Genomic DNA, 25,798 nt, shown 5'->3' with positions numbered 1-25,798 from the left:
TCGTCGTCAGTCTTAGGCGACGAAGTCGGTGTGATCGATGGTGCCGGTGTTTCCGGTCATCTTGATCGCGTTGGTCACGGTGTTGGCGCCAGCGCTGTCGGCGAAGATGTAGGTCCCCGCGTCAGTGCCCGTCACCGTGATCACCACGATGTCGCGCGAGCCGCCGCCGATCAGCGACGTGGCGTCTTGCAGCGCTTGCGCGTAGCTCGTCGCCGAAGTGCCGACCAGGAAGTTCGACGCCGAACCAACAACACCCAGAGCGAAGGTGTCGCTGCCGGCGAAGTCCACCACACCGGTGATCAGGTCCGGGGTGCCGGTGGCCGAGTCGCTCGCCGCGAAGACGAAGCGATCGGCGTCACCACCAGCGCCAGCGGCGATGGTGTCGGCGCCCGCGCCGCCGCTGAGGGTTTCAACGCCCGTGCTGGCCAGGATGGAGTCGTTGCCGGCTCCGCCCGAAAGGCTGCCCGTGCCGGCCGCGGTGCTGCTGATGGTGTCGTTGCCATCATCGCCCGTGATCGTCTGAGCACCCGCCGCGACCGTGATCGAGTCGTTGCCCGCGCCGCCGGAGACGTTGTTGTTGCCGGCGCCGCCGTCGATGGTGTCGTTATCGGCGCCACCGGTGACAGTGTCGTTGCCGGCCAGCAAGGTGATCTGGTCAGCACCGGCCCCGCCGTCGGCGAGGTTGGTGCCACCAGTGCCACCCGCGAGGGTGTCAGCGTCGTCGCCACCGAGCATGGTGTCGAGACCCGTGCCACCCAGGATGCTGTCAGCGCCAGCGCCGCCGTCGGCGTAGTTGGTGTCGTTGCCGCCCGTGATGGTGTCGGTGCCGTCGTTGCCGAACATCGTGTCACGACCCGTACCACCAGCGCCGCCGGTGATGGAGTCGTTGCCAGCGTCGCCGGTGACGTAGTTGACGCCGTCGCCGAGGTTCACGGCGTCGTTGCCGGCGCCCGAGGTCACGGTGTCGTTGTTGGCGCCGCCGGTGTAGGCGTCGTTGCCATTGCCCAGGTCGGCAATGTCGTTGCCGCCGCCAGCGTTGGAGAGGGCGTCGTCACCGTCACCGCCATAGACGGTGTCGTTGCCGGCATCCGACACGAGCGAGTCGTTGCCGAGGTCGCCGAAGACCAGGTCGTTGCCGCCCTGACCGTTGATGGTGTCCGAACCTTGGCCACCAAGGATGGTGTCGGTGTCCGCGCCGCCCAGGACCGAGTCATCACCGAGGTTGCCGTGGGCGTAGTTGGAGCCCGCGCCAGTGTCGATGGTGTCGTTACCTTGACCGCCGAGCAGGCTGTCGTTGTTCAGACCGCCGGTGATGGAGTCGTTGCCGATGTTGCCGTTGACGGAGTTGGTGCCGTCGCCGGCGGAGATGTTGTCATCGCCGTCGCCGCCGAAGAGCACGTCGTTGCCGGTGCCCGCCGTCAGGGTGTCGTTGCCGGCATCGCCGTACAGTTGGTTCGCGCCATCGCCACCGACGAGGCTGTCGGTGCCGTCGGCGCCGGTGATCGTGTCAGCGCCGGTGCCGGCGGCGATGGTGTCGTTGCCCAGATCGCCGAACAGCAGGTTCGCACCGTCAAGGGCGCTGATGTTGTCGTTGCCTTGGCCGCCCAGGATCGTGTCAGCGCCGGTGCCGGCGCCGGCCAGGATGCTGTCGTTGCCCAGGTTGCCGTGAACGTAGTTGGCGCCCGTGCCAGCCGAGATGCTGTCATCGCCTTGGCCGCCGAGCGCGGTGTCGGCGCCCGTGCCGGAGATCAGCGTGTCAGCGCCCTGGTTGCCCTGAAGGTAGTTCGCACCATCAGCAGCGATCAGGGTGTCAGCGCCGCCGCCGCCGTAGAGGGCGTCACGACCCGCGAGGCCGGTGATCCCGGTGGCGTCGCCGCTGTTGGAACCGATGACCAGCACAGTGCCGTCGCTGAAGAAGCTGAGGTTGTTGGCGCCGCCCGTGAAGTTGGCGTCGTTGATGCCCAGCGAGATGGTCTTGCCGGCATAGGTCACGTCGATGCGCGAAGGGCTGGCGCCCGCCGCCGCGACATAGACGACGGAAACGGCTTGCGCCGTGGCCGCGGTCGGGAAGTTCAGCGTGTCGGCCGGCGTAAAGGCCGCAGCCTGCGTCGCCGTGATCGAGTCGAAATTATAAGTCGCCATGAGTCTCTCCAGTCATGTGTCACACGGACCGCCTGAAAACGCCTGGCCACCCTTGCCGAATGGCGCGGTCCCAGGAAGTCCTTACCGTCCGCCATAACGTGGTCGTGGCGAAGGTTAAACGAGCCCGAGGAAGACGTATCGGAACCGTCGAAAATGCGCAACAGTAAAAACGGCGCGAAACCCACCCCTTTGACAGCGCTTGGGGAGGGCGGTTCGCCCCCTCATCACTCTTCCTTGAGTGAGTCCTTGATGGTGTCGGTTAGCGGGCTGACGACATAGGACAGAATCGTCCGCGTCCCCGTCACGATCGACACCGTCGCCGGCATGCCGGGGCTGAGCTTGGCGCCCTTTGGCAGGCTGGCAAGGTCCTTGGGCGGGATCCGGACATCGGCTCGGAAGTAACCCTCACCGGTTTTCGCGTCGCTCAGCTGGTCGGCGGAGACCGCGACCACGTCACCCATCACCGGCGAGACCTTGCGGAAGTTGAACGCCGTCAGGCGCACCTGGGCCTTCATGCCGATCTTCACATCATCAATGTCTGACGGCTTGATCTTGGCCGAAACGATCAGCGGCGAATTGGCCGGCACGATGTTCATCAACACCTCGCCCGCCCCGATCACCCCGCCCACGGTCGACTGGCTGAGATCGAGCACATAGCCGTCGGCGGGGGAGCGGATAACCGCGCCGTTCAGGGTCTGGCGCGCGGCGGTTAACCTCGGCGAGACGTCGGAGAGACCCGACTGCATCTGGCGCAGGCCGTCCGCGGCCTGGCTGACCCGTTGGTCGCGAAGGGAATTGAGCTGCAGCCGGGTTTCGCCCTTCTGCTGGCGCAGGCGGGTGATCTCGGCGTTCAGGGCGCCGCGGCGGCCGGCCAGGTCGGCCAGGGTCCGGTCGTAGCGCAGGATCAGGGTCTTGGGTGCGTAGCCCTTCTCATAAAGCGTCTGATAGCCGGCCAGTTCCTCCTTGGTCAGGCGGACGCTCTCCTCCAGCGCGTCAAGCTGGGCCTGCACCCCGGAGATCTGCGACTCGATCTGGCTCTGGCGCTGGTTCAGCACGTCGGCCTGGCTGTCGAAGAACTGCAGACGGGTGGAGAACAGCAGTTGCTGGTCCTGGATCAGGCCCGCAACGCGCGGATCGGCGATCCGGCTGGTCAGGGTCGCGGGGAAGTTCATGACCCGGCGACCGGTCGCCTCGGCTTCGAAGCGGGCGCTTTGGGCCAACAGGGCGTCGGTCTGATTCTGGAACACATCGACGGCGGCGCGGGGCTGCACGTCGTCGAGAATCAGCAGCGGCTGGCCCATGGCGACATGCTGGCCCTCGCGCACGGGGATCGCCCTGACGGTGCCGCCCTCGCGGTGGCGGATGATCTTGCGGTTGGCCTCAACCCGCACCAGGCCGGGGGCCATGATGGCGCTGCGGACTGGCGAGACCGCCGCCCAGAGGATCACAGCGACAACGAAGACGGCGACGATCAGACCGCCGATGATCATCGGTTGCTGCAGCTTGCGCTTCAGGTCGGGATCGAGGGCCTCGTCATGACCGCTGAAGGTCGGGGTCACATAAGGTTTGATCGGCGTGACGTCGTGGCTCATCGGGCCGCCCCTATGGCTTGCACGGCGGCCGGCTGGGTGAAGCGGGCCAGAACCTGGTCGCGCGGCCCGAAGAGCTCCATCCGCCCGTCGCGCAGCACCAGGATCTTGTCGGCGGCCCGGAACAGGTTGGGCTTGTGGGAGACCACCGCGATGGTCACTCCGGCGGCCTTCAGGGTGTCGAGAGCCTTCATCAGGGCGTCCTCGCCCTCGGCGTCCAGGCTGGCGTTGGGTTCGTCGAGGACGATGAACGGCGGCTGGCCGAGCACGGCCCGCGCCAGGCCGATGCGCTGGCGCTGGCCCGCGGACAGCACATGGACGTTCTGGCCAAGGTCGGTGTCGTAGCCCTTGGGCAGACGCAGAACCAACTCGTGGACCCCGGCGAGTTGCGCCGCGGCGATCACCTCGGCGTCGGTGATCTCAGGCTGGAAGCGGGCGATATTGTCGCGAATCGTCCCGGCGAACAGCTCGGTGTCCTGCGGCAGGTAGCCCACGTTGCGGCCGAAATCCTTCCGGTCCCAGGTGAAGACGTCGGCGCCGTCGAGGCGGACATTGCCATTGTTGGGCCGCCAGATGCCCATCATCAACCGCGACAGGGTCGACTTGCCGGCTCCGGAGGGGCCGATGATGCCGAGCATCTCGCCCGGCTCGATCTTGAAGTTGATCCCCTGCAGGACAAACTTCTCCGCGCCGGCAGGGGCGAAGTTGACGCCCTCAACCGACAGGCGGCCCGTGGCGCGCGGCAGGCCGGTGACCGGCGTGGCGGGCTTGTAGTCACCGAAGACCAGCATCAGCCGATCGAAGGCCCTCGTGCCCTGCAGCATCCCGTCCCAAGAACCCACCAGGCGGTCGATGGGCTGGAGGGCGCGGGCGGCCAGGATCATGTTGGCGAACAGCAGGCCAGCATGGATCGTGCCCTTCACCACCAGATAGGCGCCGATGGCGATAATCAGCACCTGGATCGCCTGGCGCCAGAACTTGCTGACGTTGGAATAGGCGCTCGCCACCGTGCTGGCGTCGGCGCTGCGGTCCATCGTGGTCCGCCGGAATCCGGCCCAGCGGCCGCCCAGCGTCTCCACCATCCCCATGGCGCGCACAACCTCGCCGTTGCGCAGGGCCGCATCGGTGAACGCATAGCTGCGCAGGGCCGCGTCATTGGCCTCGGCCAGCGCCGGCCGCGTGGCGCGGTCCTGGATCAGGGTGATGGCGATCAGCACAACCGCGCCTACCAGCGTCACGACTCCCACCAGGGGATCGATGACCCACAGCACCACCAGGAACACCGGCATCCAGGGCAGGTCGAACACCACGCCGAAGGTCGGGCCGGTCAGCATCTGGCGGAAGGCGTCAAGGTCGCGCATCGCCTGGGAGCGCAGCCCCGGATTGCCCCGCGTCACCCCATCGAACAGGGCTGAGAACACGTGGCCGGAGACCCGCTGGTCCATGACTGTGCCATAGCTGACCAGCACCTTGGACCGGTAGTGGTCGATGACCCCGGAGACGGCGAAGGTGAAAAGCACCCCGAATGTCAGCACCAGCAGGGTGGGAATACTGCCGCTGCTCATCACCCGCCCGTAGATCTGGAAGGTGTAGAGCGGCAGCGCCATGTAGAGCAGGTTCGAGACCAGGCTGAACGCCGCGGCGACGGACAGGGACGGATAGCCCTCGCGGATGGCGCGCGTGAGCGGGTTGTCCGGTTGGTCCGCCGACAGCAGTTTGAAAATCTTCATGGGCGCCAGGCCGTCTCGTTGCTTGCGGGCGAAGGATCGCTGCGCCGAATAGGGTCGTATACGCCAACTGTTACGACAGAAGGCGGCATGAGCGCGCGAGAGATGATCGGCGCCCCTCGTGATGTCAATGCCACACCCCCCCGGCGGGCGGGCGCGGCGGGCGTTTCGCCCTGCCCGGGGTGGCGGCGAAGCGAGCTGTGGTAAGGAACGGAGGAAATCGGTTTGATGGGAGGCGTGCCCGAGTGGCCAGGGTGGCGATAATCGGCAGCTGCATAACGCGGGATTTGTGGCCGATCCTTGGCGAGGCCCCCGCCGATCTGCTCTACATTTCGCGCACCAGCCTGCCCAGCCTGTTCGCGCGGCCGCTCGCCGGCGTGGAGCTGGCTGACGACCCGCCGCCAGGTCTGGCGCGCCATCAGCACAACGCCCTGCGCGCTGATCTCAAGAAATCGGCCCTGGCCGCCCTGGTCGCTCACCGTCCCACCCATCTCATCTTCGACTTCATCGACGAACGCTTCGATCTGCTGGCGGCGCGCGACACGCTGGTCACGCACAGTTGGGAGCTCGAGGTCAGCGGCTACCTGGATCAACCGGCCTTTTCCTCTGCACGGATCGTGCCGCGCGCCTCGGCGCAGTGCGACCAGTTGTGGCGCGAGGCCGCCCTTGAAACCGCGGCCTTCCTGAGCACAACGCCCCTGAGCGACGCCCGGATCATTCTGCATGAGTCGCAATGGGCGGGGCGCTATTTGGATCGCGCCGGCCAGCTCCAAGACTTCGACCCTGATGTGATGATCTTCGATGGCAATGTCGGAAGCCTCGACGCCCACAACGCTCTGCTGCGCAGCTACCAGCAGCGATTCGCCGACCTCACCGGCGCCGCGCGGGTGAGCGCCGACCCCGGGCTGATGGTTGGCGACGTCTGCCATCGCTGGGGCCTGAGCCCCTTCCACTACGTCGCCGACTATTATCGCGACATCTGGGGCCAGCTCAGGGCCTTGGGTCTCTAGAACGCGATCAGGCGTCGTCGGAGAGCGAAGCCCAGTTTTCCAGCGGGGTCAGGCGCGGGTCCGCCGTCTCACTGACCAGGGGCTGGGCCACGGTCCAGGCCCCCCCCTGCAGGTAGTCGGTCAGCGGATCGACGTCGGCGCGCAACGCATCGCCTCGCAGCGCCATGTAGCGGGCGGCGTCGAACCAAGGCCCCGGATTGCGGCCCTCATGGCCGCCAGCAATCACATAGTGGCTCAGAGCCTCAAACCCGCAGGCCGCGACGTCGGGATACTGAGCGCGATACCAGACCGGATCGAACAGTCGGTGGGGTTTCAAGCCGCGCGCCGAGCCCACTGTCACATAGTGGACCAGGGCTGGAAGCTGCGCTTCGGCCTCGACCAGCCCGCCGCGATAGCGCGCGGCCTGGAACAGCGGATGGGGGCTGAGGTCCCGCCGCCAGCCTTCGCGCAGATAGTGCGCCAGCGGGTTCTCGCCGGTCTGGCCCAGTTCCGGAGCCTGGGCGACATAGTGGTCGATGCTGAACAGCGGATGCGGATCGCGGCCCTGGGCCGCGCCGAGGTGGACGAAGTGCTCGAGGGGCGAGAGGCCGGTGGCCGCGAGGGCCTCGGCGTTGCGGGCGGTATAGAAGTCGCGATCGAACAGCGGATGCGGGGAGCGGCCCTCGGCCCAGCCGCGCGAGATGTAGTGGACCAGCGGCGCAAGCCGCCCGGCCGCGACGTCGGGATAGGCGGCCAGGTACCAGGCCTGATCCAGCAGGGCGGCGGACTGGGCTGTGGGATCCGCGCCGCGCCGCGCATAGGCGGCCATGGCGGCGAACCCGCCCCCCGTTCTGGCCCAGAGGCCTGAGCGCGCGATCACCAGGGCCCCGCCCACCGAGCGCAGGCGGACCAGGGCGCGGTCGAGGCGGCGCTTGATGCGGTTGCGGCGACGATTGCGGATCGTGGGCTCGGCCGCCGCGCGATAGGCCTTGGCCGCGGCGGCGCGGCCATCAGCCTCGGCGCGGGCCACCGCCAGCAGAGCGTCGGCCAGGGCCTGGCTCAGGCGCGAGCGGGTCAGGGCCTCGGCGGCCTGGGCCCGCTGCACCTCCTCGCGCAGGGCCGCGTGCCGCAGGGCCAGGCTCTCGACCTTGGCGGAGAGTTCGGGGCCGTCCGCGGCGGATGTGGCGGAACCGGTCACGTCAGAGCGTGGAGACGACGGGCAGTTTCAGGTCGGAAAAAGCGCTGTCCATGTGCTCGATTTCCAGGAATCCCGCCGAGCGGCCGAACGCTTTGTAAATCGAGAACGTCTTGGCGACCCCCAGGGTCGCCGCGCTCTCCAGCGGCGTGACGAAGCTGGTGTCGCGGTCCAGCCAGTGCGGCTGGCGCATCCAGTAATTGAGTTGATCCCGGGTCACGGCAAAATAGCCAGCGTGCGGATTACGCGCCCTGCGGAACACCGTGTGGCGACCGAGGGGCGCACCGTAGAGGGCGTCGTCGTCCTCGACATGGGCGACCATACGGTCGGCGGCCGCCGCATTTAGGTCACCGTCGATATAGGTCTTCAGGGTGGCGGCGCGGCGGCTCCACTCGATCCGATTGGGGAACAACACCCGCTTGGGTCCATAGGTCTGATTGAACCAGGCGAGCTTGGAGAAGAAGCTGGGATCGTTGATCCGCAAGTCGTCCTCGCTGAAGACGAACAGGTCGTACCTGTTGGCTTGCTGGGCCATGATATGTTGAGCGCCGAACCCGAGCATCCGCGGGTTTTCCAGCTCAAGCTTGGCTACCCTCACCCCGTAGCGGGTGCAGAACTCCGGTGTCAGCAGGTGCTTCTCGCTGGTGGTCACCGCGACGATATCGATCTCGTCGTCCGACCCCGGAGCGGTCTGGAAGCTACGGGTTCCCACGTCCAGGGTGGACGAGACGCCGAACTGGCCGCGATAGGCGCAGATCACCTCCTCGATGGCGCGCTGTCGATCCTGCCGCTTCCGCTCGCTGGTGGAGCCGTGCTGGGAGTTGGCTTCAGCCGAGAAGTAGTGGGCGATGGTGACGAGGATGCGCATCGAGAAGCCTAGCGGGAAGGGAGCGGCACGGTAGGGAAGCGGGATGACGCGCGCAAGCTGACGGCTCGCCTATCCCGCAAGGCCCTCGTTGGCGAGCCAGGCCAGATAGCCGCCAGCCTCGAAGGGGTCGGGGAAGGCGGCCTGCAGGTCGGGACGAGCGCGGTAAAGCACCCGATGAGGCTTGGCGATCTTGGTCCCGTCGCTGAAGGCGTCGTAGGCCCAGTAGCGTTCGGGAATGACTGGATCGGTGGTCTTGGCCACCTCCTCCTTGTACCAGCGCCAGATCTCGTAGACCGCGTGGTTGTCACCCGCATATCGCTTGGTCATGGCGTCGCCGGTGGGGCCCAGCTTGGTGAAGTGCCAGAAGCGCAAGGGATGGCCGTTGACGGTGATCGCCCCGTCCTTTCCCACCGCGACCTGGCGCTTGGAGAGGTTCCAGCTGGCGACGTTGTAGCCAGGGTCGCGCACCACCTTGACCTTGTCGAACAGGGCCGGAACATGGTCGCACCAGCGCTGATCGACGAACAGGCCGTTGGGGATGTCATCGTAGCAGAAGCTCAGCAGCCGGTCGTTCCACCACTGGCCGAACCGGGCCCCCTCCCCGCCCGCCTTCACCGCCACGAAGCCCAGGTTGAAGATCCCGGTCCTGGAGGCCGAGAGGTCGTTGTCGAGGATCGCCTCCAGCTCGTCATTGGCGTCGAGCAGGTGCGGGGTCAGCAGGATGTCATCGACGCCGAGCATCTCCTCCAACGGCGCCAGGCTGGTGAAGAGGGCGGTGTCGGGATCGAGATAGACCACCGCGTCCGCGCCGGCGGCCAGCGCCTGGTGCAGGAAGGGACCCTTCACCGCAGTGCAGACCTCCACCACATCGTGCTTGAAGAGCCAGGCCTGGAAGTCGGGGATGCCAAGGTCCTGGGCGTAGACCACGCGGTCGAAGGGCTCGCTTGCCAGATCGAGCCGGAACCCCGGCGGCGGCGCGTCGGTGATCAGGGCCACCCGCTCCCAGTCCGGCTGGTGAGCCTTGAGGGTCTGGAACAGCACCCGGGCGCGGTTCAGGTAGGAGAAGGTGAAGCTGGAGAAGCAGACGACCTTCACGAGGCAGGCTCCGAAATGAGATCGGCGGTCAGGTTGCTGAACTCCAGATTATACAGAGCCGGGCGGCGACGCGCGCGCGCCAGGCTCAGGATTTCACCGCTCTCGAACATCGCGCTCAGCGCCGCCTCGTGTGGCAGGACCAGGCCATGACCGCCCTGGCGGGTGAAGGCGGCGATATTGCCAGAGTCGGGTCCCGTCACGATGGCCGCGCCGGCCGCCGCCGCCTCGTAGGCGGTCAGCGAGAAGGTCTCCAGGCACAGGGACCATATCATCGCGGCGTCGATATCGAGGCGTTTGAGTGCGTCGCGCATGGCCATGGGCTTGGTCGCCGTCGCCGAGACCGGGTGATGCTCCAGGGGCAGGCCCGGGATCTTGGTCTTGCCCAGGTGCAGGAAGGCGTAGCGCGGGTCCTTCTCGAAGCGGATCGCCAGGTCAGCGAAGATCGGCCAGCCCTTGTGCAGGGAGGGTGCGCCCGGAAAGGCGAACCGGAACGGCCCCTCGCGGGGCGGGGCCGCCTTGGCCCGGGCGGGTGTGAGGCGGGCCAGCGGAGCAATCCTGGCGTCCACCGGGTCCATCCAGTCGGCGCCGCGCCAGGTGTCCATCACCACCTGCGACGGGGACGCCACCGTCAGGTCCAGGTGGCGGAACAGCCGGGTGTGCTCGTCGATGTGCAGCTGCCGATAGGGGCCATACACGCAGATGCCGCAGGCGGCGCTGCCGGGCGGCGGGGCGCCGCAGTTGGCGATGTCGTTGCGCAGAAGGTGGATGCCCGCGCAGAGGCTGGTGAAATCGTGGGTCCAGTAGTGGCCGGCATTGGCGCCGGCGATCCGCACCACGTCGATCACCTCGCGGCTGGAATGGCCCAGCATGGAGTGGATGGCGAAGCTTCGCTGGCCGTCCCGCCAGTCGGCGAGCGCCGCCCGCAGCCCCTCGATCAGCGTCCGCGGGCGGAAGGCGCCCACTTGCGCCCCGTTCCACAGGACCCCCAGCGGCGGGCCGTCGAGGCCGGTGGAGACGATGGGCCAGGGAGAGGCCGGATAGATGTGCAGGTGGTCGCGGCCCAGCTCGCCGAATCGGGCGGCCTCGCGCTGAACGCTGGCCTGCACCCCGCCCACCCCGGCGGCGTAGTTGTCGTGGCTGAACGTCACGTGCAGGTCGCGGCGGCCCGAGCGCGACGGCGCCAGGCCTTCGACCACGTCGGCGGCTTCGTTCAGGTCGACGGCGCGGGCCCAGACCTCGCAATCGGCCAGTCGTTCCTGGAGGGGCCGCAGGCGGGCGACCGCATCGTGACGGAACCCCAACCGGCGCCGGCCGATTCGGCCCTCGGCGCGGCCCTGCGCCAGATAGTGCACGAAGGGCTGCACGCCCGCCGCCGCGACGTCGGGGTTGAGCTCAAGATAGTCGCCCAGATGGAAGTCCCGCGAAGGATCGCGCCCTTCCTTCCAGCCCCGCACCAGGAAGTGGTCCAGCGGATCGTGACCGGAGGCGGCCACGTCGGGATTGTTCAACAGGTAGTAGGCCGCGTCGAACTCGGTGGCGGCCAGCGCCCGGTCGGCGGCGGTCACCGGAATGTCGGCCTTCCCATCCCGGGCCAGCTTGAGCGCCACCAGATAGTCCAGGGCCTGGGCCGAAGCGACCGGCTCGCGGCCCTCGCGGCGGCCAGCCGAAAGGTAATGATAGAAGGGGTTTCCCCCACCCTGCGCCACGTCGGGATAGCGCTCAAGATAGCCGGTGGTCGAGAACCACGGGGCGGGATCGCGCCCCTCGCGCCAGCCAGCGTCGGCAAAGTGAGTCACCAGATCACGGCCGGCGTCGGCTATGTCGGGGTAGATCGCGCGGTAGAAGTCGGCGTCCAGAGCCGGGCCCAGCACCAGCAGGCTACGATCGGGGCCGACGGCCATGGGACGAAACACTCCGCGAGGCTGGACCTGTGCCGCAGAACACCGCCCCGATCAACCGCGCCCTTGCCCACGCGCGCCTGCGGTCATAGAGGCAAGGGTCACGCGCGCCTCCAAGGCGCCAGATGGGGCCCGATGGCGAGAACGACAACCCGACCGGCCAAGTCCGCAGCCTACCTCGTGTTGGGCATGCACCGGTCCGGCACCTCGGCCGTGACCCAGCTCTTGGCCCTGGCCGGAGCCGAACTGCCGCAAAACGTCATGCCCGGCGATGAGCACAATGCGAAGGGCTACTTCGAGCCCTGGAAGATCGCGCTGTTCAACGACGCCCGCCTGCGCGCCGCCGGCAGCGCCTGGGATGACGTCTTCGCCCTGCCCTACACAGCCCTGCCCAAGGCCGACGAGGCGGCGTGGACCGCGCGCGCCCTGGCCCTCTATCGCGACGAGTTCGGCGATGCCCGCTTCCCGCTGCTGAAGGATCCCCGGGTCTCGGTCCTGGCGCCCATGTGGCGTCAGGTCCTGAAGACCGTGGGCCTGCCGGCCCGGGCGGTGATTCCGGTGCGGTCGCCGCTCGCCGTCGCTGGGTCGCTGGCCCGGCGCGATCGCTTTCCGGTGGAGAAGTCTGTCCTGCTCTGGTGCGTCTACATGCTGGCCGCCGAACTCTATTCCCGAGACCTGCCCCGCGCCTTTGTCTCCTATGACGGCCTGCTGGCCGACTGGCGCGGCGAGGTCGGCCGCATCGAGACCGCCCACGGCGCGCCCCTGCCCCGGATGAGCCCGCACGCCGAGGCGCAGATCGACCAGTTCCTCACCGGCGACCTGCGCCACAACGCCGGCGGCGGGGACCTGGCCGCCGTACCGATCGTCGGGCCCCTGGCCAAGACCGTCCACGACTGGTTCGAGGCCGCCGCCGTCGGGCCGCATCCGCCCCTGGCGCCGCTGGAGGCCGCCGCCGTGCAGATCGCCGAACTGAAGGCGAAGATGGGCGTGTTCGTCTCACCGGTGACCTCAGCCCTGTCGGCGGTCAGCGCCGAGCTGGACGAAGAGCGCCAGCAACGCCAGCGCGAACGCCTCCACACCCAAGAGATCGAGACCGAGCTCGTCCTGCTGCGCCGTGAACGCGCCGCAATCGAGGGTCAGGTCGACGCCATGCTGGCCACCCGCTGATCCCTTGACCAAACGCCCCACCAAGCAAAAGGCGGATACCGCCCTCGTCGCCACGGAGCTCCTGGCCCGCCGCCAGCTGCTGCACGCCGCCCATGTCGCCCTCGCCCAGGACCGCTGGGTCCGCTTCCAGGCCGCCGCCGCCAGGCGCCAGTGGGACCGCCGGCGCGACCGCCTCGAACAGCGCTTCGACCTGACCCTGGCGCGGGGCAAGTGGCCCGGTCGTGTGGCCCTGGTGCTGCGCTCCGGGCTCTGGACCTCGGGCCTCGACAAGGGCGTCGGGCGCGAGGGCGGGGAGACCCGGGGGCTGGTGTCTTATGTCCGCGCCGGCCCGGACTCCAACGCACACCCCAAGGCTCTTTTCGACCAGACCTGGTACGTCGAGAAGAACGCCGACCTGGCCGGCACCGCCTGGGCGCCGCTGGCCCACTATCTGGTGGCCGGCGACAAGGAAGGCCGCGATCCGCACCCGCTGTTCGATCTGGCCGACTACCGCTCGCGCCATGCCGTCAAGATCGCCGCCAGCGGCCTGACGGCGCTGCAGCACTTCGTCTTCACAGGCGCCCGCGAGGGCTTCAATCCTCACCCCCTGTTTGATCTGCGCCACTATGTCGGCCAGGCCGAGGAGGTGGCGAAGTCCGGCGAGAACCCGCTGCTGCACTATCTGCGCGAGGGCTGGCGGCTGGGCTATGAGCCCCACCCGCTGTTCTCCGGCGCCTGGTATCTGCAACAGAACCCCGACGTGGCCGAGCGCGGTATCCCGCCCCTGCTGCACTACGTCACCTCAGGCGCCGGCGAGGGCCGCCCGCCCCATCCGCTGTTCGACACCGGCTGGTACGCCGACCGCTATCGCGACGCCACGGCCCTGGGGGCCAGCCCGCTGGCCGACTTCCTGGCCCACGGCCTGGAGGGCCGACGGAACCCCAGCCTGCACTTCGACACCGCCTTCTATCTGGAGCAGAATCCGAAGGCGCCCGAGGACGTCCACGCCATCCTGCACTATCTGCGCGAGGGCGCCTTCGAGGGCGCCTCGCCCGCCCCGGACTTCGACGAGCTGGCCTATCTCACCGCCAACCCGAAGGCCGCCGAGGCGCCGATCTCGGCCCTGGAGCATTGGGCGCTCAGCCGCGCGCCCAAGCCCGAGCCTGGCGCTGGCCATGTCCGCGCCGGGGGCTCCGACACCGGCCTGTTCGAACAGCTCCGCGCCGCCCGCGCCAAGGACGCCAGCCTCTATGACGTCCAGGCCTATCGTGACCTGGCCGCCGAGCGCCGGCGGATGGACGAGGCCCGCAAGGCCAATGTGAAGGTCAAGCCGCTGAAGCTGATCAAGCTGGGCGAGAAGGACCTCGACAAGACCGCCGCCACGCTCGCCTTCGCAACGCCCGCAAAGCCGCGGGCCTCCATCGTGATCCCAGCCTACAACAATCTGAAGTTCACCCTGGAATGCCTGGCCGCCTTGCAGGCGGCGGGCGGACTTGAGGACGCCGAAATCATCGTCATCGACGACGCCTCGGCCGACGCGACCTCCGCGGTGCTGGCCAAGGTCCCGGGCCTCAAGCTGCTGACCAACCCGGAGAACCTTGGCTTCATCCGCACCTGCAACCGGGCGGCGGAGACGGCCAAGGGCGAGTTCGTCATCTTCCTGAACAACGACGTTCAGGCCCGGCCCGGCTGGCTGGCGGCGCTTCTTTCACCCTTCGATGAGGAAACCGGTGTCGGGGCGACGGCGCCCAAGATGCTGTTCCCCGATGGCCGCCTGCAGGAGGCCGGCGCGCGGATCGGAGTCGACGGCGCCTCGGAGATGATCGGTCTGTTCGACGATCCGTCCCTGCCCCGCTGGAACGTGCGCCGCGAGGTGGACTACGCCTCGGGCGCCTGCCTGGCGGTGCGCCGCAAGGTGTTCGCCGAGCTGGGCGGCTTCGACATCACCTTCGCGCCGGCCTATTGCGAAGACGCCGACCTCTGCTTCCGCCTGCGCGAGCGCGGCCTGCGGATCCTCTACGAGCCGACCTCGGAGATTGTCCACCACCTGTCGGTCACCGCCAACTCCATCGACGTCGGCTACAAGCACCGGCTGGCGACCCGCAACCAGCAGGCCTTCGTCCAGCGCTGGAGCGAACGCCTGGAGGCGCTCAACACCGTCCGTACCATCGCCTTCCACCTGCCGCAGTTTCACGCCATCCCGGAGAACGACCGCTGGTGGGGCGCGGGGTTCACCGAGTGGACCAATGTCACCCGGGCCCTGCCCAACTACCGCGGCCACTACCAACCTCACCTGCCCGCCGACCTCGGCTTCTACGACCTGTCGGACCCCAGCGCCCTCCAGCGGCAAGGGGAACTGGCCGCCAGGTACGGGATCGGCGGCTTCTGCCACTATTTCTACTGGTTCTCCGGCGGCCGGCGGGTGCTGGAAAAGCCGCTTGAGCACCTGCTGACCGGGGCGGCCGGCGACTTCCCGTTCTGCCTCTGCTGGGCCAACGAGAACTGGACCCGCACCTGGGACGGCCAGTCCAATGACGTGCTGCTGGCCCAGACCTACGAGGAAGGCGACGCCGAGGCCCTGATGGCCGAGATGGGCCCCTATCTGAAGCGCCCCAACTACATCCGGGTGAACGGCAAGCCTCTGGTGCTGCTCTATCGGCCGGGGCTGCTGCCGGACGCGAAACTGTGGGCGGCCCATTGGCGCGACTGGTGCGCGAAGAACGGCGTCGGCGAGATCTATCTGGCCTATGTCGAAGGCTTTGAGATGGCTGGCGGGGCGACCGATCCCACGAGCCTCGGCTTCGACGCCAGCGTCGAGTTCCCCCCTGCCGGGTCCCAGGCGCTGATCCATCCGCCGGGTCCGCTCTACAACGCCCGCTTCGAGGGCCGGGTGAACGACTACCGCCAGATCGTGCGCCGCTACATGGCCGAGCCAACCCCGCCCCACACCCGCTTCCGCGGCGCCATGCCGGGCTGGGACAATACCGCCCGCCGGCAGGACAACAGCTGGTCGCACCACCACGCCACGCCGGGCGCCTTCCAGGCCTGGCTGGAAGCCATGTTCGCCGAAACCCGGCGGCAGAACTTCGGCGATGAGCGCCTGGTCTTCATCAACGCCTGGAACGAGTGGGCCGAGGGCGCGCACCTGGAACCCGACCAGCGCTTCGGCCACGGCTGGCTCGAAGCGGTGAAGAACGCCGCCGACGCCGACCTGCTGGACAAGTCATGAGCGACGACCTCGTCCTGATCGGCCATCCCTTCTCGGCCATCGGCATGGCCGAGCATGTCCGCTCGGCCTGGCGGGCCTTCAAGGCCGCCGGGGTGGTCTCCGGCCTGATCGACATCTACGGCATGGACCGCAACAAGGACCCCGATTTCGAACGCGAGTTCGGGCCGCAGGTGGTCCCGAAGCTCAGCCCCAGGACCAACCTGTTCTGCATCAACGCCGACGAGGTGGAGCAGGCCATGGGCGTGCTGGAGGCGACGGGGTCGAAGCCCGCCTTCGAGAGCGCCTACAACATCATCTATCCGGCCTGGGAGCTTTCGAAATATCCCGAGCCCTGGGCGCGCATTCTGGAACGCTTCGACGAGGTCTGGGCGCCCTCGGACTTCATCGCCCAGGCCATCGCGCCCGCCGTCAGCAAGCCGGTGGTTCATCTGCCGCTGGCGGTCGAGCTGAGCCTTTCCAGTTTCCTGGGGCGTCGCGCCTTCGGCATCCCCGAACACGCCTTCGTGGTGCTGTTCTCCTTCGACTTCTCGTCGTTCTCGGAGCGCAAGAACCCGCTGGCCATGCTGGACGCCTTCGAACGGCTCTGCGCCCTGCGGCCGGCCGCGCCGCTGCACGCCATCGTCAAGTACAAGGGCGGCGACGACACGAACCCGGCCCGCAAGGCGCTTGAGACCCGGCTTGCCGCCCTGGGCGGCCGCGCCCAGGGGATCACCCGCCAACTGAGCGACAACGAGAACAAGAACCTGATCCGTTGCGCCGACGCCTTCGTCTCCCTGCATCGCTCGGAGGGGTTCGGGCGGGGGCCGGCCGAGGCCATGTCCCTGGGCCGCGTCGCCATCGCCACCAACTACTCCGGCAACCTGGACTTCATGACGCCGCAGGCCAGCCTGCTGGTGGACTGCGACCTGATCCCGGTGCCCGACGACGCCTATCTCTTCCCGGAGGGGCAAGTCTGGGCCGACGCCCATGTGGACCATGCGGTGCAGTTGATGGCCCGCATCCTGGACGATCCGGCCGAGGCTCGCGCCCTGGGTCGCCGCGCCAGCCGGCACATCCGAACCAACTTCAGCGCCCGCGCCGTGGGCCTGCGCTACACCGCCCGCCTGGACGAGCTGGCTAGGGCTTAGCGGCCGGCTTCGGTTTGGGCGGCGGCGCCAGACCAAGCGCTTCCCGCCCAGGATTCTCCGTCACAGCGATCTGCCGGATCACGAAGGCGCCGCCCGGCGAATCGTCTGTGTCGAGGCGGATCTGACTGATCAGCGAGGTGGTCCAGTCGTCGCCGCCGCCCATGGGATGAGCCATGTCGTAGGCCAGGATCAACGTCTCGTTGACCGCCGGACTGCCGCCCATCACCGGTTTGGCGAAGAACCCCTGGCCCTCCCCGTGGCCCGCGGTGGTGTAGTAGAGCGTGCCGTCCCAGGCGGGACTGGCCTGCTTGCGGGTCAGGCGCACCAGCACCAGAGACCCCCGCGCGCCGTTGATCTCCAGACCGCTGGGGGACCGCAGGGCCGGATCGGGCGCCTGGTTGGAGAGCCGCAGCCCGGCGTTCTGGGCCAGGCCGGTCAGGCCGCCGGTGAGAACAAAGCCGTCGCTGGCCCCGTCGAAGGTCCACATCCGCACGGATTTCAAGGGAGTCGCGCCAAGGCGGAAGGTTTCGCCGGCGGCGTCCCAGGTGATCGGCTGAACCCGCGTGGTCGGCGCGACCGGCTTCTCCACCGGCAGGCTGGGCTGCGGGACCGGCGCCCGCTTCATCGTGCGGGGCGCGGGCTGGTCGCAGGCGGCGAGCGCCAGGACGAGGGCCAGGGAGAGAAGGCGCGGAGCGGTCATGTCAGCGTCTCAGCAGTCGGCGAACCTGGGCCACAGGCGGATCGAGGGCCAGGTAGAGCAGGCCGGTCATGGCCGCCAGGTCCAGGAAGTAGAGATAGCGATAGTCGCAGGCGATGGAGATGGCGAAGAAGCTCGCCGTGAAGGCCAGCGCGGCGACCAGCAGGGCGACGATGGCCGCGTCGGCCCGATCGCGCCGCAGCAGCAGGGCGCCGGCGGTCAGCATCGCCACCACCGCATAGCTGAGGTGCGAGAACAGCGGCCCGTCCAGGAACCAGGTCCCGTAATTGTAGAGGGCGAGGTCGGACGCGTCCTTCCCCGGCGCGATCTGCAGCTTCTTCAAGGTCTCGGGCGGCCCGTCGACGCCAACGAACAGGGGCAGGCATGAGTCGATCATGGGCGTCAGGAACACCCAGCGGAACACGTCGAACCGGTGGGCGAGATAGGCGCCCGGATGGCGCAGCACGATGTCCAGCCACTGGGCGCGGACCAGTTCGTCGCTCTGACGCCAGAGTACCCCCCCCACCGCCGGATCCAGGTCGAGATAGTCGACTCGGACGGGCGTGTAGATCGGAACGCCGCGGGTGCGGATCACGGTCTCGGCCTCGGGATCGGCGGCGTTGAAGACGGTGAGCCTCAGGCTCGGGTCGTGCGCCGCCGCGCCGATGATGTCGTAATGCTGCAGAATACGGACACCCACGCCGCCGGCCTTGTCGGGCCCCGCCTTGGCCGGCTGGGAGGCGACGCCGATCAGGTGGGACGCCATCATGATGGCCACCAGGGCGCCCAGGCCCCAGATCAGGCTGCGCCGCCAGCCCTCCCCGCGCACGGTCCAGGCCAGGGCCAGGGCCGCAAAGGGGACGATGATGACGCCGTTCTGGCGGACCTGGGCGGCCAGCGCCAAGGCCAGCAGGGCGCCGGCGAGCACGATCCACGGCGGCCGGCCGACGGGCCAGCTCGCGCTCGCTCGGGCCAGCAGGAAGAACCCCGCCACGGCCAGGTTGGCGAACAGCACGTCCTTCCAGACGATGCCCTGGAACACCAGGATGATCGGGGAGGCCAGGAACAACAGGGCCACGGGAACCGCGGCCCAGGACGCCTTCGGGCGCAACCCGCGCAGACCCAGGAGGCTGGCGAACAACACGAAGCCGCTGCCCACCACATAGAGCGCCGTGCCCGGCACCAGCGAGTCGAAGGCGGCCAGCACCGCAGCGTAGGCCGCCGGTCCCCAGGTCTCCCGGGTCCCCATGCGGCCTTCATAGAGCTGGGAAATAGAATCGGGGGACAGGTGCCCCGGCATGGCGCCGCCCAGCATGACCAGGAAGGCCGCGATCAGCAGGCCGCGCACCACATCGTCGGCGGTCAGATCCAGTCCCCGTCGCGCCATGCGCCCGCTCCCCATCCACCTTGAGAGGTAGGGCGGGCAGCGGTCTCTGAGAAGGTGCAAAAAGCCGCCGTTGCCGCGACGCAGCGACGCTTCCATGATCGCCGCCAGATGACCACCGCGCCAAACCTTCAGATTCGGGCCTCCGGGGCGAGCTCCGAGCAGCTCAACGCCTACTCGGCTCTGCTGGGCAAGGTGTTCGGGGAGGCGCCGAAGTTCACGCCGCAGGCCCTGGCCTGGCGCTATCGCGACAATCCCGACGGACTGGTGGTGGGTTTCGACGCCTGGGACGGCGAGCGGCTGGCCGCCCACTACGTCACCTGCCCCACCACGGCGCGGATCGGCGGCGCCTCGGTGCGGGGACTGCTGTCGCTCAACACCGTCACCGACCCGGACTATGGCGGCCAGGGCCTGTTCACCCGCCTGGCCCAGGCGACCTATGAGGCCGGCGCCGCGGGCGGCCACGGCTTCGTCATGGGGGTGGCCAACGCCAACTCCACGCCGGGCTTCCTCAATAAGCTGGATTTCCAACTCGTCGCGCCGCTGGAGGCGGGGGTCCTGCTGCGCCGGCCGCGGCGGTTCGAGGCCGCCGGCGCTGACTTCCGCATCGACTGGACCCCGCGCCGGCTGGCCTGGCGGCTGGCCAACCCCGCCAGCGCCTACGGCGTGCGCGACCGCGACGGCTTGACGGTGATCTCGGCGCCGACCCACCTGCCCCTGGTGCGCTGCGTGGGGTTCGTCAGCGAGGGCCTGACCGAGCCTGGTGGCGCCGCGGGACTGGCTTCGCTGTTCATCGGCCTGGAGCCGCGGGTGGACCTTGCCACCCTGGGCTTCCTGCGGCTGCCTCGGCAGCTGCGGCCGTCGCCGCTGAACCTGATCTACAGGCGCCTGGGAGATCCTGCGCCGCAAAGCCTGGATGCCGCGCGCACGGCCATCGGCTTCCTCGACTTCGACCCCTACTGACCATGGCCGTCGCCTACATCCTCGCCCACTTCGACGATGAGTACTTCGCCACGCCGCTGATCGCGCGGGCCGGTGAGGATCAATGGTTCCTCTACATCGCCGACTACGCGACGCCGGCGCTGTCGGCCCGCCGCCTGGCTGAGTCGCGGGCCTATCTGGCGGGACTGGGGGCGCCGGCCGAGCGGGTGATCCACGTCGGCGCCGGCTCCGGCGCCCTGGACGGCCAGGTCCACCGCCACCTGCCCGACCTGCTGCCCCGGCTCGCCGCCGAGCTGGCGCGGATCGGACCGGTCGAGCGCTTCGTCGTCACCGCCTGGGAGGGCGGCCACATGGACCACGACGCCTGCGCGGCGCTGGCGGTGAAGGTGGCGGGGGCGACCCCCATTGATCAGGTCACCCTCTACAACGGTCCCGGCCTGCCCGGCCGCCTGTTTCGCGCCGGGATTCCGCTGGCCGACAACGGACCGCTGGTCCGAACGCGGATGTCGCGCGCGGAGTGGCTGGCTTTCGCTGTGGGGGTCCGTGCCTTCCCGTCGCAGGCCAAGACCTGGCTCGGCCTTTGGCCGGTGATGTTCGCGGCCTATCTGAGCAGAGGCTTCGCCCACCAGGCCCTCGACCCGATCCGCATCAGCCAGCGCCCCCATCCGGGGCCCCTCCTCTATGAGCGGATGTATGGGGTGACCTATGCCGAGGTGGCGGCCTCGATCAGGACGGCCTGGCCTGCAGAATGACCAGGAAGCCCGCCAGCATCAGGCCGTAGCCGACCGCGAACTTCCAGCTGGCCGGCTCCTTGAAGATCACCCAGGCCATCAGCGGCACCAGGGCCGAGCCCAGGATCGAGAAGGCGTAGGCGGTCGACAGCGGCGTCCGGGTCAGGATGTAGAACCAGACCAGGGCCGTGAGCCCGTACCAGCCGAAGGCGCCCATCAGCGGGAAGTTCTTCAGCAGCTTCCAGGGCATCGGCCCGGCGATCTGGGCCTGATAGAGCGCCGCCCACTTGAACAGCAGCTGGCCGATCGGCAGGGCGACGGCGAAGCCGCCGCATAGCAGGTAGTCGACCGCCTTCACGGCGCGTGCTCGGCGGCTTCCATCTGGCGAATGGTGCGCAGATAGGGGTGGATCGGCCGCGAGGGGGTGTTGAGCACGTCGAAGTTCATCGCCTGCAGCAGCATCTGGGTGCCGACGATCACCGGCAGGGCGGCGGCCATCACCACGCCGGCCGAAGCCGTCTGGTGCGGGTCGCGGGTCGCCAGCCAGTGGATGCCGTAGGTCCCGCCAAACGCCAGGAAGATGGCGCCGAAGATCAGCTCCAGGGTGGCGGCATGGAAGTCGCGCACGAAGTACTGGCCCATCACCCGCTGGCAGAAGTTGGTGAAGTGCTTCAGGGCGAAGGGCCCCACGATGGCGCCGATCCGCAGGTTGCTGACCTCCTCGCCGTAGCGGGCGGGGATCGGCACATCGCGCACCACCGCCCTCAGCGTGCCCAGGTGGTAGAGCAGGTCGGTCTCGAAGAAGAACCGCTGCGAGATCTGCTTCTCCATCACCCGGTCGGCCACGCAGCCCTCGATGGCGGTGAAGCCATTGGTGGGGTCGAAGACGTTCCAGTAGCCGGTGGAGACCTTGGCGGCGAAGCTCAGCGCCGCATTGCCGAACACGCGGACGCCCGGCATCGATTTCAGGTGGCTGATGGAGGTGAAGCGGTTGCCCTTGGTGTAGTCGGCCTCCCCCAGCAGGATAGGCGCCACCAGGTGCGGGATGTAGCCCAGGTCCATCTGGTCATCGCCGTCCACCTTGACCAGCACCCGGGCGCCCCGGCGGATGGCCTCGGCATAGCCGGCCAGCACGGCGCCGCCGACCCCGCGATTCTTCGACAGTCGCACAACGACGACACGGCGGTCGGCCTTGGCCGCCTCGATGAAATCGCCCGACTTGTCAGGGCACCCGTCATCGATGCAGACAATGCCCTCGGCCCAGGCAGGAATCTTGGCGATCACCTTCAGGATGTGATCGCGGACCCGGTAGCAGGGAATGATGATCCAGGTCCCGGAGTCCTCCAGGCTGGGCAGGCCCGACACAGGCGCGCCAAGGGGTCGGGCCGAGCGGGCCTGGACCATCGTGGCGTCGGAGTCTGTCGGCGGCATCAGGGGTTTCCTCACCCGGTCGGATACACGGCTCCTGGCAGGTTGCAAAGCGCCCGGCCTGCGACTACCCCGAGGGGCCAACGTCCACCAACCGGCGAGACTCATGCCCCACGATCTGGTGCGCGCCCGCGCACCGCTCCGGCTCGGCTTCGGCGGCGGCAGCACCGACGTCTCCCCCTATTGCGATGAGCATGGCGGCGTGGTGCTGAACGCCGCCATCGACCTGTTCGCCCATGTCAGCCTGGAGCGCCGCACCGACGGCCAGGTCCGGCTGGTGGCCGCCGACCGCGAGCACTTCTGGAACGGCGCGGCCACAAGCCCCCTGCCCACCGACGAGCCCCTGCGGCTGCTGAAGGGGGTCTATAACCGCTTCATGGCCGAGCACACCGGCGGCCAGGCCATCCCGCTCACGCTCACCACCTATGCCGATTGCCCCCCGGGCTCTGGCCTGGGGACCTCCTCGGCCCTTGTGGTGGCCATGGTGGAGGCCTTCCGCCGGTTCCTCGACATCGAGATGACGCCCCATGCGGTGGCCGCCCTGGCCTATGACATCGAGCGCCGCGACCTCGGCCTCGCCGGCGGCCACCAGGATCAGTACGCCGCGGCCTTCGGCGGGCTGAACGTCATGCACTTCCACGACCAGGACCGCGTGGACGTCGAATCGGTCGCCGTCGATCCCACGGTGATGAAGGAGCTGGAGGCCTCGCTGGTGCTCTACTTCACCGGCGTGTCGCGGGAGTCGGCCTCGATCATCGAGGAGCAGACCGCCAACATGCGCGCCCACGCGCCGGCCTCGCTGCAGGCCCTGCACGACATCAAGGCCAGCGCCTATGCCATGCGCGAGGCCCTGCTGGCCGGCGACCTGCCGCGGTTCGGCGAACTCCTCGATAGCGGCTGGGCGTCGAAGAAGTTGACCGCCACCCGGATGTCTTCGACCCGGATCGATGAAGTCTATGCGGAAGCCAAGGCCTTCGGCGCCTTCGGCGGCAAGGTCTCCGGGGCCGGCGGCGGCGGCTTCATGATGTTCCTGATCGACCCCACCAAGCGCGATGGCCTCAAGCGCCTGTTGACCAACTTCGGCGGCGCGGCGCAGTCGGCGCGCTTCACCGGCGCGGGCGCCGAATCCTGGGTGGTGCGGTGAGCGGCGAAAACGGTTAGAGCCAAGGCGTGAAAGAGCTCTCGAAATCCATCGTCCGGCGCATGGCCGACCCCAACTTCGCCCGGCGCTGGTTCGTGGGCGACGGCCTCGACATCGGCGGCAAGCCTGATCCCCTGTCCCTGTACGCCGGCTTCTTCCCGGCGCTGACCGCGGTGCGGGTCTGGGATTGGGAGGACGGCGACGCCCAGCAGTTGGCGGGCCTGGCGCCTGAGAGCCTCGACTTCGTCCATTCCAGCCACTGCCTCGAGCATCTGATCGACCCCAAGGAGGGCCTCGCCTCCTGGTTCCGGGTCATCAAGCCCGGCGGCTTCCTGGTGGTGACGGTGCCCGACGAGGATCTCTATGAGCAGGGCGTCTTCCCCTCGACCCACAACCGCGACCACAAGTGGACCTTCACGATCCTGAAGGCCCGCTCCTGGAGCGACAGGTCCATCAACCTGGTGGACCTGCTCTCGGGCCTGGGCGAGGCCGCCGATATCGAGCGGCTGGCCCTGCTGAACGCCACCTTCCGCTATGACCTGCCCCGGTTTGACCAGACCCTGACCCCGATCGGCGAGTGCGGCATCGAGTTCGTGGTGCGCAAACGCACCGCCCGCGAACTGGCCTATGGCGGCATGGTGCGCGACACCGCCCAGCCCAGCCCCGCCGATCGCCGCCACTTCAACCAGTACCGCGCCGACCACGCCCACATGAAGACCAGCCCCCCGCCCTTCGAGGACGAGAGCGAGCTCTAGGCAGCAGCCCGCAAATTCACCGATTTCCGAGCGTTTCGCCGCCCTGCGCCACGCTTGCGCCGCAAAATGCGACCTGTTACCAGCGGCCCCGGTCGGGAGAGTTGATGCAAACCTCGGAACACATGCTGCGCACGGGCCGTCGCGGCGCCGTGCACGAATTCGGCATGGCGTTCGCCGACCTCAAGGCCTCGACGAAACGCATCGACCTCGCCTGGTCGCTCGCCTGGCACGACATCGTCTCGCGCTATCGCGGCTCGATCCTCGGCCCCTTCTGGATCACGCTCTCCATGGGCCTGATGGTCCTGGGGATGGGCTTCCTTTACGCCGAGATCTTCAAGGTCCCGATCCAGGAATACATGCCCTTCGTGGCCCTGGGCATCGTCTTCTGGGGCGTCATCGTCGGGGTCATCACCGAGGGCTGCGACACCTTCGTCCACGCCTCGGGCATGCTCAGCCAGACATCCCTGCCGATGTTCACCTTCGTGTGGCGCACGGTGCTGCGCAACCTGATCACGCTCGCCCACCACCTGGTGATCGTGGTCGTGGTGCTGATCTGGTTCGGCTACTGGAAGGTGTCCAACATCCCCATGGCCCTGCTGGGCCTGGCGCTGCTGATGCTCAATGTCTCCTGGGTCAGCATGGCGGTGGGCATCGCCTCGGCGCGCTTCCGCGACGTGCCGCAGATCGTCGGCTCGATCATGCAGTTCGCCATGTTCATGACCCCGATCTTCTGGCAGCCGGGCCGGATGAGCGGCGGCCGGGGCCATGCGCTGCTGGTGCTGAACCCCTTCTTCCACATGATCGATGGCATCCGCACGCCCCTGATGGGCGGCCAGTCGGGATCGGGGACCTATCCAGTCCTGGCCCTGCTGGCGTTGCTGGGCTGGCTCGGCGCCTTCAGCGCCTTCGCTCTCACCCGCCGCCGGATCGTGCACTACCTATGAAGGGTCCCCAGGTCTCCATCATGGTCAGCGACCTGACCATGCGCTTCCCCGTCTATGGGGTGGACGCCAAGTCGCTGAAGAAGAGCCTGGCCACGGTCACCGTGGGCGGCCGTCTCGGCTCGTCCCTGACCGGCGCCACTGAGGTCACCGCGCTCTCCGGCGTCAATATCAAGCTCAAGGCCGGCGACCGCCTGGGGCTGATCGGCCACAACGGCTCGGGCAAGACCACCCTGCTGCGGGCGCTGTCGGGAGCCTATGAGCCCGACGAGGGCCAGATCGAGATCCACGGCAAGATCGCCTCCCTGCTGGACCTCAACCTCGGCATCGACGCCTCGGCCACCGGCTACGACAATATCCGCCTGCGCGGCCGCATCGCCGGCCTCACCGCCCGCGAGATCGAGGACAAGCTGGAGGAGATCGGCGACTTCACCGGCCTGGGCCCCTTCCTGGCCATGCCGCTGAAGACCTATTCGGCCGGCATGCAGGCGCGGCTCGCCTTCGCCGTGGCCACCGCCGTCGAGGCCGACGTGCTGCTGATGGACGAATGGATCGCCGTCGGCGACGCCCAGTTCCAGAAGATCGCTCATGCGCGTCTGCTGTCGCTGATGGAGCGGGCCGGCATCCTGGTCCTGGCCTCCCACGACATCGACCTCATCCGCCTCTACTGCAACAAGGTCATGGTGATGAAGGGCGGCGTCGCCTCTGCGGTCACCAGCGTCAAGAACCTGGACGACCTGCTCGCCGACGCCTGACGCCGCGGCCCCGGGCTGC

General features: G+C 68.5%; 21 protein-coding genes. 10 read left to right on the top strand and 11 right to left on the bottom strand.

Going from position 1 to position 25,798, the window contains the following annotated elements:
- Positions 1 to 12: 12 nt before the first annotated feature.
- The 3 genes from Q7J39_RS10665 to Q7J39_RS10655 form a co-directional block, all read right to left on the bottom strand.
- Complete coding sequence (locus Q7J39_RS10665) at positions 13 to 2,142, bottom strand: calcium-binding protein (protein ID WP_304824115.1); 2,130 nt, start codon at positions 2,140 to 2,142, stop codon at positions 13 to 15.
- A 224-nt stretch (positions 2,143 to 2,366) separates the two neighbouring features.
- Complete coding sequence (locus Q7J39_RS10660; RefSeq protein ID WP_304824113.1) at positions 2,367 to 3,734, bottom strand: HlyD family type I secretion periplasmic adaptor subunit; 1,368 nt, start codon at positions 3,732 to 3,734, stop codon at positions 2,367 to 2,369.
- Entirely contained in the window at positions 3,731 to 5,461 is a 1,731-nt protein-coding gene (locus tag Q7J39_RS10655) for a type I secretion system permease/ATPase (RefSeq protein WP_304824110.1), read from the bottom strand. Before Q7J39_RS10655 ends, Q7J39_RS10660 begins: the two co-directional genes overlap by 4 nt.
- Positions 5,462 to 5,640: 179 nt before the next feature.
- Between Q7J39_RS10655 and Q7J39_RS10650 the strand changes: the two genes are divergently transcribed.
- Positions 5,641 to 6,468: a DUF6270 domain-containing protein gene (locus tag Q7J39_RS10650; protein ID WP_370690043.1), complete on the top strand. Its 828-nt coding sequence runs from the start codon at positions 5,641 to 5,643 to the stop codon at positions 6,466 to 6,468.
- Between the two features lie 7 nt (positions 6,469 to 6,475).
- Here the strand turns inward: Q7J39_RS10650 and Q7J39_RS10645 are convergent, their stop codons facing one another.
- The 4 genes from Q7J39_RS10645 to Q7J39_RS10630 form a co-directional block, all read right to left on the bottom strand.
- Positions 6,476 to 7,645 (bottom strand): hypothetical protein, encoded by a 1,170-nt coding sequence (locus tag Q7J39_RS10645; RefSeq protein ID WP_304824107.1) that lies wholly within the window; start codon positions 7,643 to 7,645, stop codon positions 6,476 to 6,478.
- A 1-nt stretch (position 7,646) separates the two neighbouring features.
- On the bottom strand, positions 7,647 to 8,510 hold the full coding sequence (locus Q7J39_RS10640) for a hypothetical protein (protein ID WP_304824104.1): 864 nt from the start codon (positions 8,508 to 8,510) through the stop codon (positions 7,647 to 7,649).
- 69 nt (positions 8,511 to 8,579) lie between these two features.
- Entirely contained in the window at positions 8,580 to 9,605 is a 1,026-nt protein-coding gene (locus Q7J39_RS10635) for a hypothetical protein (RefSeq protein ID WP_304824101.1), read from the bottom strand.
- Positions 9,602 to 11,506 carry a hypothetical protein gene (locus tag Q7J39_RS10630; RefSeq protein WP_304824098.1) on the bottom strand — a complete coding sequence of 635 codons (1,905 nt, stop codon included), beginning with the start codon at positions 11,504 to 11,506 and terminating at the stop codon, positions 9,602 to 9,604. Before Q7J39_RS10630 ends, Q7J39_RS10635 begins: the two co-directional genes overlap by 4 nt.
- Before the next feature lie 132 nt (positions 11,507 to 11,638).
- Between Q7J39_RS10630 and Q7J39_RS10625 the strand changes: the two genes are divergently transcribed.
- The 3 genes from Q7J39_RS10625 to Q7J39_RS10615 are packed head-to-tail and all read left to right on the top strand — an operon-like array spanning position 11,639 to position 17,005.
- Positions 11,639 to 12,670, top strand: a complete 1,032-nt coding sequence (locus Q7J39_RS10625) for a sulfotransferase family protein (protein WP_304824095.1) — start codon at positions 11,639 to 11,641, stop codon at positions 12,668 to 12,670.
- A 4-nt stretch (positions 12,671 to 12,674) separates the two neighbouring features.
- Positions 12,675 to 15,878 carry a glycoside hydrolase family 99-like domain-containing protein gene (locus Q7J39_RS10620; RefSeq protein WP_304824092.1) on the top strand — a complete coding sequence of 1,068 codons (3,204 nt, stop codon included), beginning with the start codon at positions 12,675 to 12,677 and terminating at the stop codon, positions 15,876 to 15,878.
- Positions 15,875 to 17,005: a glycosyltransferase family 4 protein gene (locus Q7J39_RS10615; RefSeq protein ID WP_304824088.1), complete on the top strand. Its 1,131-nt coding sequence runs from the start codon at positions 15,875 to 15,877 to the stop codon at positions 17,003 to 17,005. The genes Q7J39_RS10620 and Q7J39_RS10615 overlap by 4 nt, the downstream gene beginning before the upstream one ends.
- On the opposite strand, the gene Q7J39_RS10610 is transcribed toward Q7J39_RS10615, so the two are convergent.
- On the bottom strand, positions 16,995 to 17,705 hold the full coding sequence (locus Q7J39_RS10610) for a hypothetical protein (RefSeq protein ID WP_304824085.1): 711 nt from the start codon (positions 17,703 to 17,705) through the stop codon (positions 16,995 to 16,997). The two genes, Q7J39_RS10615 and Q7J39_RS10610, sit on opposite strands and share 11 nt — an antisense overlap.
- Position 17,706: 1 nt before the next feature.
- Positions 17,707 to 19,089, bottom strand: coding sequence for a hypothetical protein (locus Q7J39_RS10605; protein ID WP_304824081.1), 1,383 nt, complete (start codon positions 19,087 to 19,089; stop codon positions 17,707 to 17,709).
- Between the two features lie 108 nt (positions 19,090 to 19,197).
- Between Q7J39_RS10605 and Q7J39_RS10600 the strand changes: the two genes are divergently transcribed.
- Together Q7J39_RS10600 and Q7J39_RS10595 are read left to right on the top strand one after the other, a co-directional pair.
- Positions 19,198 to 20,049, top strand: a complete 852-nt coding sequence (locus Q7J39_RS10600; RefSeq protein WP_304824078.1) for a GNAT family N-acetyltransferase — start codon at positions 19,198 to 19,200, stop codon at positions 20,047 to 20,049.
- 2 nt (positions 20,050 to 20,051) lie between these two features.
- The gene (locus Q7J39_RS10595; protein WP_304824075.1) at positions 20,052 to 20,780 is read left to right on the top strand and encodes a hypothetical protein; all 729 of its coding nucleotides are present in this window, start codon (positions 20,052 to 20,054) and stop codon (positions 20,778 to 20,780) included.
- Here the strand turns inward: Q7J39_RS10595 and Q7J39_RS10590 are convergent.
- Both Q7J39_RS10590 and Q7J39_RS10585 read right to left on the bottom strand, forming a co-directional pair.
- The gene (locus Q7J39_RS10590) at positions 20,755 to 21,117 is read right to left on the bottom strand and encodes a hypothetical protein (RefSeq protein WP_304824072.1); all 363 of its coding nucleotides are present in this window, start codon (positions 21,115 to 21,117) and stop codon (positions 20,755 to 20,757) included. The two genes, Q7J39_RS10595 and Q7J39_RS10590, sit on opposite strands and share 26 nt — an antisense overlap.
- Positions 21,114 to 22,190, bottom strand: coding sequence for a glycosyltransferase family 2 protein (locus Q7J39_RS10585; RefSeq protein WP_304824069.1), 1,077 nt, complete (start codon positions 22,188 to 22,190; stop codon positions 21,114 to 21,116). Before Q7J39_RS10585 ends, Q7J39_RS10590 begins: the two co-directional genes overlap by 4 nt.
- 103 nt (positions 22,191 to 22,293) lie before the next feature.
- Between Q7J39_RS10585 and Q7J39_RS10580 the strand changes: the two genes are divergently transcribed.
- The 4 genes from Q7J39_RS10580 (at position 22,294) to Q7J39_RS10565 (ending at position 25,779) form a co-directional block, all read left to right on the top strand.
- Positions 22,294 to 23,331: a dehydrogenase gene (locus Q7J39_RS10580; protein ID WP_304824066.1), complete on the top strand. Its 1,038-nt coding sequence runs from the start codon at positions 22,294 to 22,296 to the stop codon at positions 23,329 to 23,331.
- A gap of 26 nt (positions 23,332 to 23,357) precedes the next feature.
- Positions 23,358 to 24,083: a methyltransferase domain-containing protein gene (locus Q7J39_RS10575; protein ID WP_304824063.1), complete on the top strand. Its 726-nt coding sequence runs from the start codon at positions 23,358 to 23,360 to the stop codon at positions 24,081 to 24,083.
- Between the two features lie 104 nt (positions 24,084 to 24,187).
- Positions 24,188 to 25,027, top strand: a complete 840-nt coding sequence (locus Q7J39_RS10570) for an ABC transporter permease (RefSeq protein WP_304824060.1) — start codon at positions 24,188 to 24,190, stop codon at positions 25,025 to 25,027.
- Positions 25,024 to 25,779: an ABC transporter ATP-binding protein gene (locus tag Q7J39_RS10565; RefSeq protein ID WP_304824057.1), complete on the top strand. Its 756-nt coding sequence runs from the start codon at positions 25,024 to 25,026 to the stop codon at positions 25,777 to 25,779. Before Q7J39_RS10570 ends, Q7J39_RS10565 begins: the two co-directional genes overlap by 4 nt.
- Positions 25,780 to 25,798 lie beyond the last annotated feature (19 nt).

It is taken from the genome of Phenylobacterium sp. (genome assembly GCF_030651185.1).
Taxonomy (GTDB): domain Bacteria; phylum Pseudomonadota; class Alphaproteobacteria; order Caulobacterales; family Caulobacteraceae; genus Phenylobacterium.
This window is presented reverse-complemented; position numbering and strand designations above follow the sequence as displayed.